At 69.5% G+C, this 19,716-nt stretch carries 14 protein-coding genes and 1 tRNA gene; 4 read left to right on the top strand and 11 right to left on the bottom strand.

The features are described 5' to 3' along the window. Positions 1-17: 17 nt before the first annotated feature. Together ACWD02_RS25385 and ACWD02_RS25380 are read right to left on the bottom strand one after the other, a co-directional pair. Positions 18-1,601 (bottom strand): sodium:solute symporter family protein, encoded by a 1,584-nt coding sequence (locus ACWD02_RS25385; protein WP_451214724.1) that lies wholly within the window; start codon positions 1,599-1,601, stop codon positions 18-20. A gap of 308 nt (positions 1,602-1,909) precedes the next feature. Continuing rightward, a complete protein-coding gene (locus tag ACWD02_RS25380) occupies positions 1,910-2,698 on the bottom strand; it encodes an SDR family oxidoreductase (RefSeq protein ID WP_451214723.1) in 789 nt (262 codons plus the stop codon). Positions 2,699-2,773: 75 nt separating this feature from the next. Here ACWD02_RS25380 and ACWD02_RS25375 point away from each other — a divergent pair, with 75 nt between their 5' ends. Continuing rightward, positions 2,774-3,613: a hypothetical protein gene (locus ACWD02_RS25375; protein WP_451214722.1), complete on the top strand. Its 840-nt coding sequence runs from the start codon at positions 2,774-2,776 to the stop codon at positions 3,611-3,613. 129 nt (positions 3,614-3,742) lie between these two features. Here ACWD02_RS25375 and ACWD02_RS25370 read toward each other — a convergent pair whose 3' ends face one another. The 3 genes from ACWD02_RS25370 to ACWD02_RS25360 form a co-directional block, all read right to left on the bottom strand. Then, positions 3,743-3,940: a DUF397 domain-containing protein gene (locus ACWD02_RS25370; RefSeq protein ID WP_365821352.1), complete on the bottom strand. Its 198-nt coding sequence runs from the start codon at positions 3,938-3,940 to the stop codon at positions 3,743-3,745. 228 nt (positions 3,941-4,168) lie between these two features. Further along, a complete protein-coding gene (locus ACWD02_RS25365) occupies positions 4,169-5,026 on the bottom strand; it encodes a helix-turn-helix domain-containing protein (RefSeq protein WP_363211805.1) in 858 nt (285 codons plus the stop codon). Positions 5,027-5,365: 339 nt separating this feature from the next. Further along, positions 5,366-6,139 (bottom strand): GOLPH3/VPS74 family protein, encoded by a 774-nt coding sequence (locus tag ACWD02_RS25360; RefSeq protein ID WP_365821351.1) that lies wholly within the window; start codon positions 6,137-6,139, stop codon positions 5,366-5,368. Between the two features lie 199 nt (positions 6,140-6,338). Between ACWD02_RS25360 and ACWD02_RS25355 the strand changes: the two genes are divergently transcribed. Both ACWD02_RS25355 and ACWD02_RS25350 read left to right on the top strand, forming a co-directional pair. Beyond that, a complete protein-coding gene (locus ACWD02_RS25355) occupies positions 6,339-9,011 on the top strand; it encodes a serine hydrolase (RefSeq protein WP_451214721.1) in 2,673 nt (890 codons plus the stop codon). 275 nt (positions 9,012-9,286) lie between these two features. After that, positions 9,287-11,149: an MFS transporter gene (locus tag ACWD02_RS25350; RefSeq protein ID WP_451214720.1), complete on the top strand. Its 1,863-nt coding sequence runs from the start codon at positions 9,287-9,289 to the stop codon at positions 11,147-11,149. Positions 11,150-11,159: 10 nt separating this feature from the next. Here ACWD02_RS25350 and ACWD02_RS25345 read toward each other — a convergent pair whose 3' ends face one another. The 3 genes from ACWD02_RS25345 to ACWD02_RS25335 form a co-directional block, all read right to left on the bottom strand. After that, positions 11,160-12,047 (bottom strand): MerR family transcriptional regulator, encoded by an 888-nt coding sequence (locus tag ACWD02_RS25345; protein ID WP_451214719.1) that lies wholly within the window; start codon positions 12,045-12,047, stop codon positions 11,160-11,162. Positions 12,048-12,116: 69 nt separating this feature from the next. Further along, complete coding sequence (locus ACWD02_RS25340) at positions 12,117-12,728, bottom strand: serine/arginine repetitive matrix protein 2 (protein WP_451214718.1); 612 nt, start codon at positions 12,726-12,728, stop codon at positions 12,117-12,119. Between the two features lie 59 nt (positions 12,729-12,787). Then, positions 12,788-14,617 (bottom strand): transglycosylase domain-containing protein, encoded by a 1,830-nt coding sequence (locus ACWD02_RS25335; RefSeq protein WP_451214717.1) that lies wholly within the window; start codon positions 14,615-14,617, stop codon positions 12,788-12,790. 645 nt (positions 14,618-15,262) lie between these two features. Here ACWD02_RS25335 and ACWD02_RS25330 point away from each other — a divergent pair. Further along, positions 15,263-16,459: a hypothetical protein gene (locus ACWD02_RS25330; protein WP_451214716.1), complete on the top strand. Its 1,197-nt coding sequence runs from the start codon at positions 15,263-15,265 to the stop codon at positions 16,457-16,459. 355 nt (positions 16,460-16,814) lie between these two features. On the opposite strand, the gene ACWD02_RS25325 is transcribed toward ACWD02_RS25330, so the two are convergent. The 3 genes from ACWD02_RS25325 to ACWD02_RS25315 form a co-directional block, all read right to left on the bottom strand. Next, positions 16,815-16,887: transfer RNA gene (locus ACWD02_RS25325), tRNA-Arg, on the bottom strand. An 82-nt stretch (positions 16,888-16,969) separates the two neighbouring features. Continuing rightward, the gene (locus ACWD02_RS25320; protein WP_451214715.1) at positions 16,970-19,045 is read right to left on the bottom strand and encodes a pectinesterase family protein; all 2,076 of its coding nucleotides are present in this window, start codon (positions 19,043-19,045) and stop codon (positions 16,970-16,972) included. A 109-nt stretch (positions 19,046-19,154) separates the two neighbouring features. Next, entirely contained in the window at positions 19,155-19,604 is a 450-nt protein-coding gene (locus ACWD02_RS25315) for a MarR family winged helix-turn-helix transcriptional regulator (protein ID WP_451214992.1), read from the bottom strand. Positions 19,605-19,716 lie beyond the last annotated feature (112 nt).

The following is a 19,716-nucleotide window of genomic DNA, read 5'->3' as shown; positions in this document are numbered from 1 at the left end:
CTCGTACAGCTGCCGGGTCAGTCCTTCACCTGTGAGCGGGCCACACCCTGTCGCTCGAAGGGCTCCGCCGGCCCCGGAACAGTCGCCCCGGCTGCCGCCGAGCCGTCGTCATCGGTATTGATCTTCTCGATGATCGCGTCCCGCTCGGGAGTGTCCTCCGGCTTCAGGTAGCCGACGAGGATGTAAAGGATCAGCGAGACCGCGAGCGGGATCGAGACCTGGTACTCCAGGGGCACCCCGCCCTCGACGCTCCAGTTGATCGGGTAGTTGACCAGCCAGAAGGCGAGCAGACCCATCGACCAGCTGGTGAGCGCCGCGGTCGGACCCGATTTGCGGAACGTGCGCAGCAGACCCAGCATCATCGGGATCGCGATCGGGCCCATCAGACCCGCCACCCACTTGATGACGACGGTGATGATGTCCTTGAACGCGGGGGAGTTGACCTGGGTGGCCACCGCCATGGAAAGGCCGAGGAAGACGACGGTCGTCAGACGCGCGGCGAGCAGGCCCGAGCGTTCGTTCCACAGCCTGGCCTGCCGGGAGATCACCGGCGCCACGTCCCGGGTGAAGACCGCGGCGATGGCGTTGGCGTCCGAGGAGCACATGGCCATCGTGTGGGAGAAGAAGCCGACGATGACAAGCCCCAACAGGCCGTGCGGCAGCAGCTGTTCGGTCATCAGGGCGTACGAGTCCGAGCCGTCGGGCTTCTTCGCGTCCACCAGGAGCGGGGACATCCACATGGGGAAGAAGAGGATGACCGGCCACACCAGCCACAGCACCGCCGAGAGCCGTGCCGAGCGCGCGGCCTCGCGGGGCGTCGCCGTGGCCATGTAGCGCTGGGCCTGGTTGAGCATGCCGCCGTTGTACTCGAAGAGCTTGATGAAGAGGAAGGCGAGCAGGAAGATCGTCCCGTACGGGCCGACCAACGGCTTGCCGTGGCCCGCGAGTTCGGGCTCGTCCCAGACCCCGAAGAACCCGCCGTGCGGGCCCAGCTTCGACACCACGGCCACGAACATCGCTACACCGGCGAGGAGCTGGATGATGAACTGGCCGAGCTCGGTGAGCGCGTCCGCCCACAGACCGCCGATCGTGCAGTAGATGGCGGTGATCACGCCGGTGATCAGGATGCCCTGGTTGATCGAGATGCCGGTGAAGACGGAGAGCAGGGTGGCGATGGCGGCCCACTTGGCGGCCACGTCCACGATCTTCAGGAGCATCCCGGACCAGGCGAGGGCCTGCTGGGTCTTCAGGTTGTAGCGGTTCTTGAGGTATTCGAGCGGTGAGGCCACGTGCAGGCGTCCGCGCAGCCGGTTGATGCGGGGCGCGAAGAGCTTGGAGCCGATGGCGATGCCGAGCGCGATCGGGAACGACCAGGTGATGAAGGACGTGACGCCGTAGGTGTACGCGATGCCCGCGTACCCGGTGAACATCACGGCGCTGTAGCCGGACATGTGGTGCGAGATGCCGGAAAGCCACCAGGGCATCTTGCCGCCCGCGGTGAAGAAGTCGCTCACGTTGTCCACGCGTTTGTGGGACCAGACGCCGATCGCGACCATGATGCCGAAGTAGCCGATGAGCACGGCCCAGTCGAGACTGTTCATGTGCCCCCTCCAGGGGTCCGCCTTGTGAACTGCGCTGTTATGCCGTGCACTTCGCCAGTTTCGTGACATACGGACCTGGGCGGCCTTGAAGTGCCCGCTCATCGTGGGTTCGGGCGTGCGCCGCCGACAACCGGCAGTAGGGTCAAGAGCGAGTAAAATCGTTCTGTTTGCTGACCTGCGTTCACATCCTTGATCCGAGATGGCCGGGCTTCGCGCCGATTCCCGGAGCCCCCGGAGCACACGGAAACGGCTGCACGGGGCCCAAGTCCCGTACAGCCGTCGCCTGTTCGCCCTGCGTGCCGAGCGCTCTACCGCATCAGCTCACCCGCGTTCACCAGCAGCGACTGCCCCGTGATCGCCCGTGCCATGTCCGACGCCAGGAACACCGCCGCGTCCGCCACGTCCCCGTCCGTCGCCAGCTCCGGGAGTGCCATCCGCGCCGCGAGGCGGTCCCGCACCTCCGACTCCGGCACCCCCTCGGTGTGCGCGGTGAACTGGACGTACGCCTCGACCGGCGGGCCCCACATCCAGCCGGGCAGCACGGTGTTGACCCGGACCCGATCAGGCCCCACCTCGTGCGCCAGGGAGTACATCGCCGACGTCAGCGCCCCCTTCGATGCCGCGTACGCCGCCTGGCGCACCTGCGAGGGCGCCGCGACGGCCGACTGCGTGCCGATGAACACCACCGAGCCGCCCCGCTCCTTGAGCGCGGGCAGACAGGCGCGCGTCATCCGCAGCGTGCCGAGCAGATTGACGTCGATGACCTGCTGCCAGGTGGCGAAGTCCGCGTCCTGCACACCGCCGAAATAACTGTCCCAGGCGGCCACATGGACCACCGCGTCGATCCCGCCGAAGCGCTCGCGCGCCAGAGCCGCGAGGGCCTCGCACTGGGCCTCGTCGGTGATGTCGGTCGGGCGGTACGCCGTGCGCGCGCCCTCGGGGTCGATCTCGCCGGCCGACTTGGCCAGGTTCGCCTCCGTACGCGCCCCGAGCACTGCCCGGCCCCCGTCCCGTACGACGGCGGCCGCCACCTGGTGGCCGAGGCCCGCGCCGACCCCCGAGACGACGACGGTCTTTCCTTCGAGGAGCGAGCGCATGGGGCGCCTCCCGGCTCTGGCAGTTTTGCTGACGGGGCGTCAGAGTATGGGCGACCAACGGAGGAAGGAAGACTCATGAGCGAGGACACCCGCAGCGAGGTCTACGGCGAACTGGCCGCCGTCGGCCCGTACGGCGTGCATCCGGGCCACGCCCTGATCACCATGGTCGAGCCGCACCCGGGCCACGAGTACGCGTACAACCGCTGGTACGAGGACGACCACTACTACGCGGGCGCGATGGCCATGCCCTGGATGTACGCGGGCCGCCGCTGGGTCGCCCCCCGCGAACTGCAACTCCTGCGCAAGCCGGAGAAGTCGGCGGTCGCCGAACCCGTGACCGCCGGCTGCTACCTCTCCACCTACTGGGTCACCGAGGGCCGCTACGACGAGCACATGAAGTGGACCGTCGGCATCAACAAGCGCCTGAACCGCGACGGCCGCGTCTATCAGGACCGCACGCACGTGTTCACGGCCTTCCAGGACCACGAGACCACCGTCTACCGCGACGGGGCGGCGGGGCCCCGCGACTTCCACGCGCTCGACCACCCCTACCAGGGCCTGGTGCTCGAAGTCATCGACGCCGAATCCGGCGCCCAGCGGGCGGAGTTGCTGGAGTGGCTGCGGTCCAGGCAGCTACCGCGTGCCCTCGCCGGGTCCCCGGCCGCGATGGTGACCATCTTCCGGCCGACTCCGCTGCCGGGGGACCGGATGACGTACGTGAAGCAGGTGGAGGGAGTCGACACGCGCCTCACGCTGCTGTGGTTCCTGCAGACCGACCCGCGGGAGTGCTGGCAGGAGCATTTCGCCGGGCGGGCGGACGCGGTGGCGGAATCGGGGATGGGGAGGGTGGAGCTGGTGGCTCCGTTCATTCCCACGGTGCCGGGCACGGACGCGTACGTCGAGCAGCTCCGGTAACGAACAGCTCCGATAGCGAGCAGCTCCGATAACGAGCAGCTCCGGTAAAAGGCCGAGCCCCCTCGGCCGGGACGGCGGGCCAGTCGAGAGGGCTCAATCGGTACTGCTTATGCGGTTGTTGATCTCTCGTTACTTCTCCCGGCCGACCTCGGAGACGAACGCGCGCCATGAGTCGGAGGGAAAGGCGAGGACGGGGCCCTCGGTGACCTTCGAGTCCCGGACCGAAATCGCGGTCGCGAGAGGGGACTTGACCTCGACACATGCGCCGTTTCCCGTGGAATACGAGGACTTGACCCACGTATTCGTAGCGCCCTGATGAATTGCCATGGTTACTCCGGTTCGCCCAGTTGTTGAGTTGCGGTCACCGCCGACAGCGGCTGCGCCAACGGATGTTGCTTGATGGCGTGAATGACGCTACTCGCCAACATCGCGGAGTGAAGGGAGCGTTCACTCGACCGGATGGCATATTCCAGTGGGGTCTTCCGCCTCGCCGAGTGGTAGGTGTACCGTGCGGCGCCTTCCCTCGCGAGGCGGTCGCATACGCGACGTATTGCCTCAGCGTGCGTACTCTTTCGCGATGTCCGCGATGAGTTGGCGCGATTGATCCACGTTCAGTGCCTGGGCCCGCAGATGCTCGTACATCACGCTGTACTGCTGTACGTCGTTGGCCTTCTCCAGGTAGAGATCGCTCGTGACGCCCTCGATGTAGACGACGCTGGAATCCGCCGCGTCCGGGAACTCGAGAATCGCGTACTGGCCGTTGAGGCCGGGGTGCGCGCCCATCTCGAAGGGAATCACCTGGACCGTCACGTGCGGCAGCTGGGACTGCTCCACGAGGTGTTCCAGCTGGTCGCGCATCAGATGCCGGGAGCCGACCACGCGGCGCAGCGCGGATTCGTCGAGGACAGTCCACAGACGCAGCGGGTTCTCCGGGGCGTTGATGCGCTCCTGGCGGCGGACACGGACCTGGACCCGCTTCTCGATGTCCGTCGGCGTGGTCTCCGGCAGCGCGCCGGTGATGAGCGCCTCCGCGTACGCACGGGTCTGGAGCAGGCCGGGGACGACCTGCGGGTCGTACACGCGCAGCGACGCGGCGTCCGTCTCCAGGCCGATGTAGACGCTGTACGGGATGTCGCCGAAGGAGTGCCACCAGCCCTGCTGGCGCGAGTCCTTCGCCATTTGCATGAGCGAGTCGACGATGCGGTGGTCCTCGACCTCGTAGACGCCGCAGAGGTCGCGTACATCGCGCTGACTGATCGAACGGCGGCCGTTCTCGAGGCGGCTGATCTTCGACTGCGAGACCAGCAGGCGCTCGGCGACCTCCTCGGCCGTCATGCCCTTGAGCTCGCGGAGCCTGCGGAGCTCCTGGCCCAACCGGCGTCGCCTGACGGTGGGATTGACATTGGACGCCACGGACGTGCACCTCCGACTACATGCCTCTACTTTGCGTATCTGCTGTTCAGCAGAGTGCCACCATCGCGTCGCGCACCGCTGGGAAACAGCCGATGTGAAGAGCGAACTGCCGTGCGACGTGAAGGCGGACATGAGGAGTGGTGTGAGGGTGCGGCCCGGCCGCGCGGTGCCAGTCGCGCGGCCGCGCGGGGCGAGGTGCCGGTGCCGTCTTTTTGACGGTTCCGGTACCGGTGCCCCGCGCGGCCCAGCGGCTCCCGAACCGGGTCTGGGGGACTGCGGTGCGGCGTTGCTGTTGCCGGTACTGCGGGTGAGTCCTTGCTTCCCTGTCTCTGACCAGGGTCAGTGGGCCACGGCACGTGCCATGGATCCGCGGCGCGGCTGCATCGGAACCCCGCCGGGTTCCGGCACGGTCCTGGCCGGCTGTCGGCCACCGCCTGGTCCACCCGGTCCACCCGGGCCCGCTGGGGCCGGGCTGCGGCGTGGCTGAGCGGCCACACCGTTCTGGACGTCCATCACGGCGTGCGCCACGAGGCCGCCCATCGGGTCGTGCCTGATCAGGTCCCGGAGACGGGAGCGCGATGAACGCCCTTCGTTGCCGGGGTAGAGGTGCTTGCCGAGTCCCACTGCGTGAGCGAGCGCGGCGAGCGCCGCGGTCCGCGGGTCCGGAGGTACGCCGGTGCGGATCGCGCTGTCCAGCCGGGACCTGATGTCCCGGCTGATTGCCGTGTCCGTCGCTTGGTAGCGAGTCGTCGGCAGTACTCCGCACATCTGGCCCGATACGGCATGCACCATGCCGCACCGCTCCAGGTGCGCGAGGTAGATCTGGCGCAGCCCCAGTCGGGGCCCGCCAATCCAGTGGACTGCCCGAACCGGGCTGCCGCGCCTGCGCAGCAGTTCCAGTGCGGAGTCCAGAGTCGGATCTCCGGTCGGCCGTGGCATCACCACGGCGATACGATCCCCGTCTGGGGCTATCCGTCCGGCCAGCGCCAGCTCCACTAGCTGTGCTCCGGCCAGACCGAGGTCGAGCGACTGCGGCTGCGCTGTGGTACCCGTGGCCGGGTCCAAAGCGAGCAGCAGAAGCTCCTCCGGAATTGTTCTGCGGCTCCTGCCCATCCATGCCTCCCCGCGTGGATGAATGACAGGGTGACCCCTCTCACATTGGTCTGTCGAGAGTGCGTGACCGGTACGTACGGGAACCAGTAGGTATGTCGTTCTCGTCTACCACGGGGGTTAAGCCCTCACACAGGACACTGGTACATGGTTCGGACAGCGGGTCCGGCCGTGGTTTTGGCGCAACGGCAACGCGAGCGGCATGGCGTACGAGGAGGCATCGGTGGCGGGCGAGACCCCCGACAGGTCGAAGCAGCGGAAGTCGTCGGGGAACCCGACTGGGGCAGAACCGTCCGTGCCGGCACCGGCGCCGGAGGGACGCGACCCGCGTCTCGCGGTGGCCCGGGAGGTCCCGGCGGCGCGCGAGGAGCGGGAGGACCAGGCGACGGCGGTCTTCTCGACGAAGGCGACGGCCTCCGGCCCGGAGAAGCGTGCCGAGTCCTCGGCGGCTTCCGAGGAGCCGGCTGAGCCGGCTGAGCCCGCCGAGCCCGGTGACGCGCGTCTGCGGGCCGCTGTGGCGGCGTGGGTGGCCTCGGCGGACGAGGAGACCCCCGTGGCCTCGGAGAAGGGCGAGGGGGCGAGCCCGGACGCCGAGAAGGGCGATTCCCCGGCCACGGACGGGGTTACGGCAAGCTCCGCCGAGCCCGAGCCCGAGCCCGAGCCCGAGCCCGAGCCCGAGGCGAACGGGGCTGCGGGTGACGCGGGTGACACCGACGGTTCCGGTGATGCCGCCGCCTCCGCCGAGCCTGAGGCGGCGGACGAGCCCACGGACGCGGAGGGCGACGCGGACGACTCCCGTGACGCCGGTACCGACAGCGCCGCCGAGCCTGCGGACGGCTCCGGTGACGCGGCCGACTCGGCCGAACCCGAGACGCCCGACGAGCCCGAGCAGGCCGACGCGGCTGCGGGCGAGGACAGCTCCCGTGAAGCCGACGGTGTCACCGAGCCCACGGCGGACGCCAAGCCCACCGAGCCCGCGGCTGACGCTGAGCCCAAGGCGGACGCCAAGCCCACCAAGTCCGCAGCTGACGCCAAGCCCACGCCTGACGCCAAGCCCACGCCTGACGCCAAGCCCAAGGCCGACGCCAAGCCCACGCCTGACGCCAAGCCCAAGGCCGACGCCAAGCCCGCGCCTGACGCCAAGCCCAAGGCCGACGCCAAGCCCACCCCCGCCGACAGTGCCCCCAAGGCTTCGACCGACGCCGACGCCGACGAGAAGCCCTCCGGCGACGCCCCCACCCGCGGTGTCGACCAGGCCACTGCCGTTTTCAAGGCGGTGTCGCCGAAGGCTGTCGATCAGCCGACCACCATGCTCAAGCTGGGCGATCACAAGCCCGAGGCCAAGAAGCCGGAAGCGAAGCCGGAAGCGAAGGAAGCAAAGGGAGCAAAGCCTGCTGCGAAGTCCGAGGGGGACGCTGAGCGCACCAGCAAGTTCGTCGCGCTCAAGCCCCTCGACGACGCGGCGCCCAGCGCCCCGAAGCCCCCGGCCCCGGCCAAGGCGCCCACGCCAGATAACGCGTCCACGTCCGAGAAAGTCAACGTAGGCCCCGAGCGCACCACCCAGCAGCCGCTGCCCCCGCGGCCGCCGCTCGACCTTCTCGCCGAGCTGACCAACACTCCGCCGCCCCCGGAGACCCCGGTCCGCACCGCCGTGCGGAGGGTCAAGATCTGGACGCCGCTGGTGCTGCTCCTGGTGGTCGTCTTTGCGGTCGTACAGGCCGTGCGTCCGTTGCCGACCCCCACCCTCGCGCTGACCGCGAAGGAGACCGTCACCTTCGAGGGCGGCAAGCCGTCCATGCCGTGGCCCGACAAGGGCCAGGCGGCGATGGACGTGAACGGCATCGGCACGTTCGGCACGTCCGGTGACCAGAAGCCCGTGCCGATCGCGAGCATCGCCAAGGTCATGACGGTCTATCTCGTCCTGCGCGACCACCCGCTGAAGAAGGGCGACCCCGGCCCGAAGATCCCGGTCGACGCCGCGGCGGAGAAGCACTACACGACGGGCAAGGCGGGCAACGAGTCCGTCGTCAAGGTCACCGAGGGTCAGAAGATCACCCAGTACGAGGCGCTCCAGGCGGTCATGCTGCCGTCCGCGAACAACGTCGCCAAGCTGCTCGCCCGCTGGGACACCAAGAGCGATTCCGAGGACGAGTTCGTCGCGAAGATGAACAAGACCGCCAAGGAACTCGGCATGAAGAACACCCACTACACGGACCCCAGCGGCCTCGACAAGACGACCGTCTCCACCGCCGAGGACCTCGTGAAGCTGGGCCGGGCCGCGATGGAGGACCCGGTCTTCAACGAGATCTCCCGCCAGCCCAGCTACAAGGACCTCAACGGCGACAAGCAGAACAACTTCTTCGGGCTCGTCCCGACGGTCGCCATCGGCATCAAGACCGGCACCACCACCGCGGCGGGCGGCAACATCCTCTTCGCAGCGGAGAAGAAGGTCGGCGGCGAGACCCGCACGATCATCGGTGCCGCCCTCGGTCAGTACGGGGAGAACGGCGTGGCCAACATCGACCAGGTCACCGGCGTCACCCGCAAGCTCATCGAGGCCGGTCAGGGCGCCCTCAAGGCCAAGAAGATCGTGCAGAAGGGCGACGTCGTCGGCCAGGTCGACGACGGGCTCGGCGGCACGACCCCGGTCGTCGCCACCAAGGACGTCGCCGCCGCGGGCTGGTCGGGCCTGACGGTCAAGCTGAAGCTCGGCGAGAAGGCCGGCGTGACGATCCCGCACTCGGCGAAGGCCGGTACGACGGTGGGTGTGCTGAGCGTCGGGGACGGCAAGGAAGGTGCCGTCGAGGTGCCCGTCGCGCTCCAGAAGGACCTTGCCGAGCCGGGCCTCGGAGCCAAGCTCCAGCGCGTCGGCTGAGGCAGGGACAGCGGAACGTACCGAGGCAAGGACAGCGCGACGGACAGGGGAGAGCGGGCACGGGTGCGGGCGCAAGCCGCCGCCCGTGCCCGCGCCTTGGCCGAAGCCCGCCGGGCCCTCGTGCACGGAGCCCCCGCCCCAGGCTCCCCGCGCGCGGTGCGTGCTAGCGTCACAAGTTCGGGGAGCAGTACGCCGGGGCTGAGCGACGGGGTGTTCCGGGACGGACCCCCTGGCGCGGCCCCCGGACGGACAGAACGACACGGGGAGTGCCGCAAGTGGCCACAGCGGAGCCGACGCGAGCCGACGACGCCGATCCTGCGCCCGGCACCGGTGGCGGCACCCGCACCGGGGCGCGAATACAGCTGCCCGCCCAGCGCCGCGGGGAGCCCGTGACACCCGAACAGCCCACCAAGTGGCAGCGGTTCCTGCGCCACCCCGTGACCATCACGACCGTCACCGCGGCCGTCCTGCACGTCGTGTGGTTCTTCACCTTCGCCAACAGCGGCGGTGACCTCGCCGCGCAGGACGCCTGGGCCGAGTTCGTCGGACGGCACCCCGACTCCGCGTACAACCTCGCCTGGTACGGCGGGATGCACCCGGTGTCGTACAGCGTCGTCTCGCCGTATCTGATGTCGGTGCTCGGCGTCCGGACCACGATGATGATCGCCGGTACGGTCTCCGCCGCGCTCCTCACGATGATCCTGGTCCGCAGCCGTGCGGTGAAGCAGCCGCTGTGGCCCGCGTTCGCGGGTGTCTTCGCGCTGTTCTGCAACGCGGTGTCGGGCCGGGTGACGTACGGCCTCGGCCAGATGTTCGCGCTGATGGCCGTCGCGGCCGTCTTCTGCTGGCCCTACCGCTGGCGCTACAAGCGGTGGGCGAAGGCGCTGGTCGCCGCGCCGTTCGCCGCGCTCGCGACGATGGGCAGCCCGGTGGCCGGGCTCTTCGTGGGCCTGATCGCCGTCGCGCTGTTCCTCAGCAAGCGCTACCCCGGCGCGTACGCCCTCGGGGTGGCGCCCGCCATCGTCGTGGGACTTTCCGCGTGGCTCTTCCCGTTCTCCGGCACGCAGCCGATGTCGTTCGGGTCCGCCTCGCTGCCCCTGATCTGCTCCGGCCTCGTCTTCTTCCTCGTGCCGAAGGAATGGAAGACGGTGCGGATCACCACCGCCGTGTACGCGGCCTTCGTGCTCGGTGTCTGGCTGATCAGCTCGCAGATCGGCTCCAACATCTCCCGCCTCGCGATGTCCTTCGGCGGCGTCGCGCTGCTGGCCGCGCTGCCGTTCGCGGTGAAGAAGTCCCGCAAGTGGTACACGATCGTCCTGGCCCTCGTCGCCTTCACCGGCTGGGTCGGCTTCAAGGCGATCGACGACATAGTGCACACGACGCCCCAGGCCTCCTGGACGCGTGAGCTCGCGCCGCTCGTCAACGAACTGCAGGAGGTCGGCGCCGAGAAGGGCCGCGTGGAGGTCGTGCCCGCCCGCAGCCACCGCGAGGCCTCCGCGCTCTCGCCGTACGTGAACCTCGCCCGCGGCTGGAACCGCCAGGCGGACATGGAGCGCAACCCCCTCTTCTACGACGACACCCTGAACTCCGCGAACTACCACGAGTGGCTCAAGCGCTGGTCCGTGCACTACGTCGTGCTGCCCAAGGGCGAGCCCGACGGTGACGGCGGCAAGCGCGAGGCCGCGCTGGTCGAGAGGGGCCTGCCGTATCTGAAGCAGGTGTGGGTGGACTCCAACTGGCAGCTGTACGAGGTCACCGACCCGACGCCGCTCGCCGACCCGCCCGCGGTCGTCGACCGTGCCGAGGCGGGCGGGATGACGATCGAGGTGAAGGAGGCGGGCCGCGTCCTGATCCGGGTGCCGTACTCGCCGTGGCTCAGCATCGTCGACGCCGAGGGCAAGGGCGTCGAGGGCCCCAAGGAGACCGACGAGTCCAAGCGGCTGCGCGAGACCGACGAGGACCGCCCCAAGCAGTTCGACAACGTCAACGGCTGCCTGATGGAGGCCGAGGAGGACGCCGAGGGCGACAAGTGGACCGAACTCCTCGCCCCCGGCCCCGGCGTCTACCGCCTGGGCGCGCCCTACCAGCTGCCGCGCGGCACCGCCTGCCCCGAGGAGCTGCGGGAGAGCGTGCGCTGAGCGTTCAGCCCTACGGGGTCGCCACCGGGAACGCCACGTCGCACACCTGGTCCTCGGGACCGGCCGTGTCCCACTCCACGAAGTAGATCTCGCGGCACGGCCCGACGACCTTCAGGCCTTCGCGGGCCACCCATGCCTCCACCGCCTCGAACGCGCCGAGGATCTGCGGATAGGAGACCTGAGCCTTGGTGATGCGGGTGTACGCGATCCGGTGGGCGGGCTCCACGCGGGAGGTCGTGCCCCGCTGCCGCCCCGCCTTCGCCGCCCACGCCCGAGCCGCCGCCGCGTCCCTGACCGGTACGCAGGCCTCCGCCGGGCCGTCGCTGTCCTGGGTGACCTCGGCGTGGTAGACGACGAACGGCGAGTCCGCCATGCCGCCGCACTCGCTCTCGGCCGCCTCCTCGAGGCGACGCGTCGACGCGTCGATCCACACGGGCAGCTCCTCGGCGAGCAGGTGCCTGCTCTCGCAGATGACGTGCTGCTCGGGCACGTCGACGGTCTTGACCTCGAAATCTTTCCCGTACATCTCAAAACCTCTTCCGGACAGTCGTCCACGGAGGTACCCCACGAGCGTGCGCTGCTCCGCGTGCCGCGCCTCGACATCCGCCCAGTACGCGGCGACCGCTCGCCCCGCCCCGTCGCCGTCGAGCCGTACCGTCGCGGTGATGTCCGCGAGCGGCATGCCGAGGCGGCGCAGCAGGACGACGGTGCGGGCGTGCTCCACCTGCGCCGCGCGGTAGTGGCGGTAGCCGGTGGAGGCGTCGACGTACGCGGGGGTCAGCAGGCCGAGGCGGTCGTACAGGCGCAGGGCCTTGGGCGAGAGCCGTGCGCGGGCGGCGAACTCACCGATGGTGAGCAGGGTTTCGCCGCTCGCCGGCGGGTGTGCGTGCGCGTCCATGGGGGCATCCTCCGTCACCGGGCCCCGTGGCCCGGCACGCCGACGATGGGCTCTGCCCCAGGGGGAAGGTCAACGGCGGCTGTAGTAGGCCTGGGCCTCCAGCCACCGGCGGTGCCTGCCGCGTCGTACCCCGACGATGATCGCGATGCCGGAGCCCGCGAGGAGGCCGAGGGCCGGTACGACGACGGTCACGACTATGCCGCCGACGAACGACGCGAAGTCGGCGTCGTCGCCGGGGGCGAAGGTGAGGGTGCCGCGCCGGTCGTCGCACGTCACGCGGTAGTCCGCCGCCGTGTCGGTCTTGAGCACGAACACCCGCTCCCACTCGACGCTGCCCTTGGTGACGGTGAAGGTGCTCTCGGGCGTGGTCACGCGCGGCGCGGAGCCGGCGGGGCCGGAGGCGACCTCGCAGCGCGCGCGGGTGACGAAGGGGCTGCGTACGTAGATGGCGGCGTCGTCGTCGGGTCCGATCCGCAGCGTGACGGACTGCCCGCTCGTGAACGCCTTGTCGTCCTCGACGGAGTCCACCGTCGAGGTAAGCGTCAGCAGGAAACTCGCGACGCCGATGCCCACACAGACCGCCGCGATCACCGCCGCGACGACGAACCACCCCCGGCGGGGCCGCAGTTGTCCCGCGTCGATGCGGGGCGGCGGCCCGGGAGGTGGCCCATAGGGATACATATCGGAACGATGACAGCCCGGCGGGGCCCGGGGGAAGGGGGCTGTCCCCCGGGCCGGGACTATGGCTGACTGCCGCTGTCGCCGGTCGCCTGCACGTAATCGCGCCAGATCTGTACGGGAAAGGCGTTCCCGTGCCGTGAACCCGCCCCGCCCACACCCGACATGGGCAGCAGCTGCGGCTTGCCCGGGCTGGTCCGGAACATCGTCACGGCGGTCGAGAGCTCATCGGTGGTGGCGGTGAACCAGGCCGAGCGGAGGCGGTCCTGGTCGCCGGTGCGGCCGGCGACGACGGGCCGGCCGACGGCCGACGTGCCGACGCCCCGCATCGCGGCGGCGGCCTCGTCGGCCACGTCGGGATCCAGCGCGCGCCGGGCGCCGGGCCGCGCGAGCCCGTCGACGGTCTCGTCGTTCTTGACGACCTTGGTCACCGAGTACGGGTCGTGCCGCAGGCCGCGGCCGACGAACGTGCCGTAGGCGTTGGCCATGCGGATCGCGCTGGGGGTCGACGTACCGATGGGGAAGGTCCGCTCCAGGCGCGCCATGCTGCCTTCGAGCAGCCCGGCCGCGACGGCGGTGCGCCGCACCCGCTCCCACCCGACGTCCTTGCCGAGGCGTACGTAGGTGGCGTTGCCGCCCTTCGCCAGGGCTTGGCGGAGGGTGGGGTGGGTGCTGTCGGAGTTGTCCGTACCGCTGATGCTGCTGGGCCGGGCGGTGTCGATGCCGCCGTTCGCGAGGGCGGGCACGGTGGATTCCCGCAGGCGGCCGTTGTCGTCGTAGGAGCTGCCCGCGGAGACGGCCTGCCACGGTGTGCCGCGTCCCGACGTGCCGATGCCGTGCTCAAGGGCGGAGGCGAGCACGAAAGGCTTGAAGGCGGAGCCGACGGGGACGCCGGAGGTGTCGGCGTTGTTGGTGAAGTGCTTTGTGGCGTCGGACCCTCCGTAGAGGGCGACGATGGCGCCGTCGGAAGGGCGCACGGAGGCGGCGCCGACCTGCACGCCCTTGTCGGCGGCGCGTTTCTTCGGGTCGATCTCGCGGTCGAGCACGTTCTCGACCGCGCCCTTCAAGTGCCGCACCTTGTTCCTGTCGAAGGTGGTGTGGATCTGGTAGCCGCCGCGCGCGAGGTCCTTGTCGGTGAGGGAGGTGTGCTGCTTGATGTACTTGTTCGCGACGTCCACGAGGTAGCCGGTCTGCCCGCCGAGACTGGTGGTCCGGGACTCCTTGTGGGGCTCGGGGTAGGTGGTGAACTTCGCGCGGGCCTCGGCCTTCATGAGCCCGGCCTTGACCTGCCGGTCGAGGATCCACTTCCAACGGGCCTCCGAGCGGTGGTGGTTGACCGCGCTCACGGAGGGGTCGTACTGCTCGGCTCCCTTCAACAGGGCGGCGAGGGCGGCCCCTTGGCTGGGGTCCAACTGCCGGGCGGGGATGCCGTAATAGGCATGCGCGGCGGCTTCGATGCCATACGCGCCACGCCCGAACCAACTGGTGTTGAGATACCCCTGGAGAATCTCCCGCTTGCTCTTCTTCCGGTCCACCTTCAGTGCGATGACGAACTCCTTGACCTTCCGCGTCACCGTCTGGTCCTGGGAGAGGTAGGTGTTCTTCACGTACTGCTGGGTGATGGTGGAACCGCCCTGGGTCTCCTGCCCCCGGACCATGTTGACGGCGGCGCGGGCCAGGCCTTTGGGGGAGACACCGGAGTCGCTGTAGAAGGTGTCGTTCTCGGCGGCGATGACGGCGTTCTCGACGGCGTCGGGAATCTCCGAGAGCCGCACGTTCTGCCGGTTCACTTCACCGGTGCTGACCATCTGGGTGCCGTCGGCCCAGTAGTAGACGTTGGCCTCGCGCCGGGCGGCGGCGTTCTCGTCGGGAATGTCGACGGAGGCGTACACGAGACCGAAGAGACAGCCGAGGCAGCCGACCAGGAACGCGAGCCCTCCGAGCCCTTGCCGCCAGGAGGGAACCCACCGCCGCGGTCCGCGTCTGCCGTGCCGGGGGTAGTCGACGAGGCGACGACGGCTCCGGTTGTGGCTGCGGCTTTGGCTCCGGTTCCGGATCTTGCTCTTGCTCCTGCCCCTGCTCCGGCGACGGCATGGCTTGCGCGTCGGGTTTCCCTGACTGTGTGTCCCCATGGTGGGGGAGAGGGGGTGGCGTGGGGTGAGGGTTGGCCGGGTACGTATTAGGGGGTCGTAACAGAGCTTTCGCCACGTCGGCTCCGGGGCCCTGTCCCACTGGCAGGGCCCGGCCGCGGCGGCTCCCCTTGGCCACGGCCGGCCCGCCTCTACCACGGGGTCGGCGACGCGGGAGTGCGCCGGTCTCCGTGGGAGCTCATGAGCGACGACCGCTGCGGCCGCACACGGCGCGAACCACACCGTCACAACCCGAAGCCACCGCTTCTCCTCCCGTGTTCCCAGGCAGGGGAGGACGACACAGGTTGAATGCGCGAAGGCTATGGGTGCTGCGGGTGCGGGCCCGGGACGGGTGGGAAGCAGTCGTTGCGGGCGCAAGTGGTGCTCTCGCCTGCGAGGCTGTGTCGCGTGACGTATGCAGTGAGTGTGGACGCCCGGATAGCCGCCGGTACCCCGGAGATGGATGAGCTGCAGCGGATCGGCGCCGGTGCTCTCCTCGAGGACGGCTTCGAGTCCGTGGAGGAGATCGCGGGACCCGACGGGACGGAGGTCAGGCTCCGCGACACATTTGTGGGCGTGTACCCCGGGGGTGCGCTCCTGAAGGTCTTCGTGGACGCCCCGGCGCTCGAACTCGCCGAGGAGACCGTCCGCGAACTCGTGGAGGAACTCCTGGAGCGCACGGAGCTGCTCGCGGACTGGACCGTCGAGCGGTGCCAGGTGGAGCTGCACCCGGACCAGGCGAAGGAGAGCCTGGACGCGGCCGACGGCCCGGACGCCCCGCCGAACGACGTCGCGTCCCGCCGCGCGCGCCTGATGGGACTGGCGGGCGAGGCGGCGTCCCCTCAAGCGGCCGGCGCGACGGTCGAGACCGACGCGATCCGCGCCAAGATCCGGGCGATGGCCCCGAGGCTGGCGGCGTTCGGGGTGGGGACGTTCGGCGTACCCGAGGAGGAGAAGGAGAGAGAGAAGGAGAAGGAGAGAGAGAAGGAGGGGGAGGGAGAGAAGGAGGGGGAGAAGGCCGAGGACGCCGTTCGAGCAGCAAAGGCCCCCGACTCCTCCGGCCCGGCCATCACGACCGAGGACGCCGAGCTGGCCGCGGGAGCGCTGATCTGGGGTACGGATGTCCTCCTGGACGAGCTGTTCCAGGACGCGCACGCCTTGGACAGGGAGGCGACGAACGTCGCCGAATGCGACGGCCCCCTGTGGCTGCTGGACGAGCTGCCCCCGCGCTACGCCCTGCAGTACGACGCCCGCTTCGCCCGCCGCTTCCTCGTGACGGCAATCGCCCTGACGACGCGCCTGACCGAGGGAAGCTTCCGGCAGCTGAGCAGCGTGGCCGAGGAGCTGGCGCTGAGGCTGCTGCTGCGCGAGGCCGAGGTCACGCTGGACACCTTCGGCCTCCTGGACGAGGGCGTCGCATCAGCACTGGACTGCTTCGCCGAGCTGGTCTACGAGGACATGGACCACGAGTGGCTCTACGACGACGCGATGGACGGCGAGGACGACAGCGAGCCGGACGACCCCCAGGCCATCACCACCTGGTTCACCCCCTTCGACAAGGACCGCTACGTCCACCCGTACACAGCGGACGAACCTGAACGATGACGGCAGAGACCCGGATGAGCAGCGAGATCGAGCCCGTTCGGCAGAGCGGTCCCCAGACAGGTCTTGATGCCGGTACTTGGGCGACGGCGTTGGAGATGTACCGCAACCGGTACTCGTTCATTGCGGTCGGCCCGCGCGGCAAGGATCCCGAGCAAGGGGACGAGGAACTAAAGGAGGACCCCGGATTTCCGTTCCGGGTAGGAGGTCGGCCTCATCTGGTCGTTCGACGCCGGCTGAGGTGTACGGACGTGACGGTAAGGGCCCGATGCGTCGCCGGGCCCAGGCACGCACAAGGGCCCGCGACCAAGAAGGTCGCGGGCCCTTGCCCAAGCGCATCCCATACAGATGCTGTCCGTGCCCCCGGCAGGATTCGAACCTGCGACACCCGCTTTAGGAGAGCGGTGCTCTATCCCCTGAGCTACGAAGGCGAGGCGGGCCGCCGTGGATGGCGGTTCCAGACAGGGTAGCGGATGGGGGTGGGGCGGCGGTGCGGGGTCGGGGGTGGGCTCGTCAGGGGGTGGGTGTCCAGCCTGCCAGCCAGTCGGCGATTTCCTGGTCCTTGGCCTGCGTGTCCGTCAGGTGGGGGCGGTCGCCGCTTGCCGGGCCCGCGCCCGCGCCCGTGTTCTTGTACTCCGCGAAACGGTCGTCCTTCCAGGAGAAGCCGCCCATGTCCGCCCACGGGGTGGGCTTGATCGCCGCGCTGAGGGAGGAGTCGCGGACCGTCGTCTGCGGGTCAAGGGTCGCGTCGCCGCCCGCGTGCCAGTTGCGGCCCAGGTGGAAGCTGCGTGCGGACACGTCGCCCTTGACCGTGGTGCGGGTGATCAGGAAGCCCTTGCGGTCGGGCGCGGTCGAGGGCGCGGTGACGTAGCCCTGCGAGGAGCCGTCCCAGCGCTTCTTGAGGGTGATCACCGAGCGGTCCACCACGGCTGTCGCCCGGCCGAAGATGAAGTCCGTGTTGCCGATGACGTAGGAGTTCGTGATGTAGGCGCGGCCCAGTTTGGTCCTGGCCGCCGTGTCCAGGAGCAGTGTGTCCTGATCGCCCTCGATGATCACGCTGTCGAGGAACGCCTTGTCGGCCGCCGTGCGCAGGGCCACCGCCTGGTGGCCCGCGATGTTCTGGTTCGCCTTCTCGTCGAAGTCGTTGGAGATCGTCAGGTTCCTGGCCTGGAAGTCGTCCGCCTCCGCGGCGACGGTCGCGCTGCCCGAGGTCCCGTAGGTGCCGGACCCGTCCGGCTTGGGCGTGCCCGCCGCGTTGTCGTACACGATGACCGTGTCCTTGCGGCTGCCGCCCGTGCCCTGGAGCGTGACGTGTGGCTTGGCGGCCGGGATCTTGACCGTCTCGCGGTACGTGCCCGGCTTGATGGAGATCGTGACCCGCGACGGGTTGTTCGCGGGTACGGCGTTCACCGCTGCCTGGACCGTCTTGTACTGGCCGCTGCCGTCCTTCGCCACCGTGAGGGTGCTCGCCGCCGTGGCCTTCGCCGATTCAGCGCCGAGCTTCGCGCGCGGGCCCGTTCCCGCCTTCAGTTTCGCCGGGACGTCTGCCGCCTTGTCCAGCGTGTAGGCGTAGAAACTCTTCGGGTCGAAGGCTGTTCCTCCGCTCTCGTTGCGGCCGCTGGTGCCCACGAAGACGTTGCCGCGTTGCACGACCGACGCCGAACTGTCCTTCGTCACCGGGTTGTTGATGCCCTCGAAGTAGCTGTTCTCCAGGACCATCTTTGTCTTGCCTCGTGAGTAATTTCCGTACGACGAGGTGATGTCGGTGCCCGCGACGTCCTGGAGATAGTTGTTGTAGAGGTGTGCGTGGGCCACGTTGTCGGTCGACGGGTTGCGCTGTTCCGTCTCGCGTATCCAGTTGTGGTGGATCGTGATGTCGGCCGTGGTGTTCTCGGTCCAGCCGATGCCGAAGGTCTTGTTGTTGTCGCTCAGCTTGTTCCAGGACACCGTCAGGTACGTGGTGTCCTTGCGGCTGTCTATCAGGCCGTCGGCCATGTGCCGCAGGTCGTTGTGGTCGATCCAGACGTGGTGCGCGCCGTCCATCTGTACGGCGTCGAAGTCGTGCTCCTTGTCGTTCCATGTGCCCGCGTACGAGTCCCGGATCGTGAGGTTCCGGATGATCACGTTGTGCACGCCCTGGCCCAGGAAGAAGCCGCCCCCGACGATCTGGCCCGAGGTTCCGGCGCCCACGATCGTCTTGTCGGACGCGACCTTGATCTCCTTGCCCTTGGGGTTCATCGTGATCGTCGCGGCGACGACGATGACGTACGGATCGGAGGCCGTCGCGTACTTCTCGAGGTCCGCGAGGGTTTTTACGGTGACCGTCTTGCCGTCGCGTCCGCCGTAGGTGCCGTTCTGGCCCAGCGCGTTGACCGAGGCGAAGCCGTCGGCCACGTCCGCCGCGGCTGAGCCCGACGCCGCCGCCGATGCCCTCGGCTGTGCGTCCTCGCCGAAGACTCCGAAGGCCGTGCCGTAGGTGAGTCCGGCCGCGACCGCCACGGCCACCGAGACGCCGACCGTCAGTCTCAGCCGACGGCGCCTGCGGTGCTGCGCCCTGGGTGCCCTGTGTTCGTCCTTGATCGCTCTCATGCTCATCCGCCCTGGCAGTCGTGGGTGTGCGTTGCGCAGGGCAGTCGCCACCAGGGGGGTCATTGGTTGCCGCGGGATCCGCGGATGCCGGGGTCGACGCGGTTGCCGGTCAGGTCGGCCCGGCTCGGCCGTCCCGCTCCGCCAGGTCCACGTCGATCGTCGTCCGCAGGTCCGCGAGCAACGTCTCGAAGCGCGCCAGGAGTTCGGGCGGGTACTGGGCCATCGTCGCGTCCATGCGCACCGCGAGCGGCGTGAAGAACTCGTCGGCGCGGTCCCGGATGCCCGGGAGGCTGTGCAGCGTGACGACGCGGCGGTCGGTGTGCTCCCGGGTGCGGACGATGTGGCCCGCGGCCTCGAGGCGGTTCAGGAGCGCGGTGGTGGCCCCGGATGAGAGCAGGATGCGCTCGCTGAGGCGGGCCGGGGAGAGCGGGGTGCCGCGGTCCTCGGCGATGACGATCTCCAGGAGGGCGTCGGCGTCCGTGGAGTGCAGGCCGAGCCAGACGGCGAAGCGGCGGCTGAGCTCGTTGTAGCGCTCGCCGTAGCCCCTGAGCCCCTCCATCAGGCGCTCGCGCTGCGCCGTCACCTCGGCGGGAGTCGGTTCTTCGGAAACCTCGCCGGGAGTCGGTCCCTCCGTCGCCACCGCGCCCGCCCTCTCTGGTCCCTCGTCTGTC

The organism is Streptomyces sp. NPDC002853, from assembly GCF_053591915.1.
The sequence above is the reverse complement of the archived record's forward strand: the minus strand, read 5'-3'. Positions and strand labels throughout refer to the sequence as shown.

Excerpts from the sequence above, each read along its gene's own strand:
- ACWD02_RS25385 (WP_451214724.1), bottom strand. The coding sequence starts at position 1,601 with ATGAACAGTCTCGACTGGGCCGTGCTCATCGGCTACTTCGGCATCATG.
- ACWD02_RS25380 (WP_451214723.1), bottom strand. The coding sequence starts at position 2,698 with ATGCGCTCGCTCCTCGAAGGAAAGACCGTCGTCGTCTCGGGGGTCGGC.
- ACWD02_RS25375 (WP_451214722.1), top strand. The coding sequence starts at position 2,774 with ATGAGCGAGGACACCCGCAGCGAGGTCTACGGCGAACTGGCCGCCGTC.
- ACWD02_RS25370 (WP_365821352.1), bottom strand. The coding sequence starts at position 3,940 with ATGGCAATTCATCAGGGCGCTACGAATACGTGGGTCAAGTCCTCGTAT.
- ACWD02_RS25360 (WP_365821351.1), bottom strand. The coding sequence starts at position 6,139 with ATGGGCAGGAGCCGCAGAACAATTCCGGAGGAGCTTCTGCTGCTCGCT.
- ACWD02_RS25355 (WP_451214721.1), top strand. The coding sequence starts at position 6,339 with ATGGCGTACGAGGAGGCATCGGTGGCGGGCGAGACCCCCGACAGGTCG.
- ACWD02_RS25345 (WP_451214719.1), bottom strand. The coding sequence starts at position 12,047 with ATGGACGCGCACGCACACCCGCCGGCGAGCGGCGAAACCCTGCTCACC.
- ACWD02_RS25340 (WP_451214718.1), bottom strand. The coding sequence starts at position 12,728 with ATGTATCCCTATGGGCCACCTCCCGGGCCGCCGCCCCGCATCGACGCG.
- ACWD02_RS25320 (WP_451214715.1), bottom strand. The coding sequence starts at position 19,045 with ATGAGAGCGATCAAGGACGAACACAGGGCACCCAGGGCGCAGCACCGC.
- ACWD02_RS25315 (WP_451214992.1), bottom strand. The coding sequence starts at position 19,604 with ATGGAGGGGCTCAGGGGCTACGGCGAGCGCTACAACGAGCTCAGCCGC.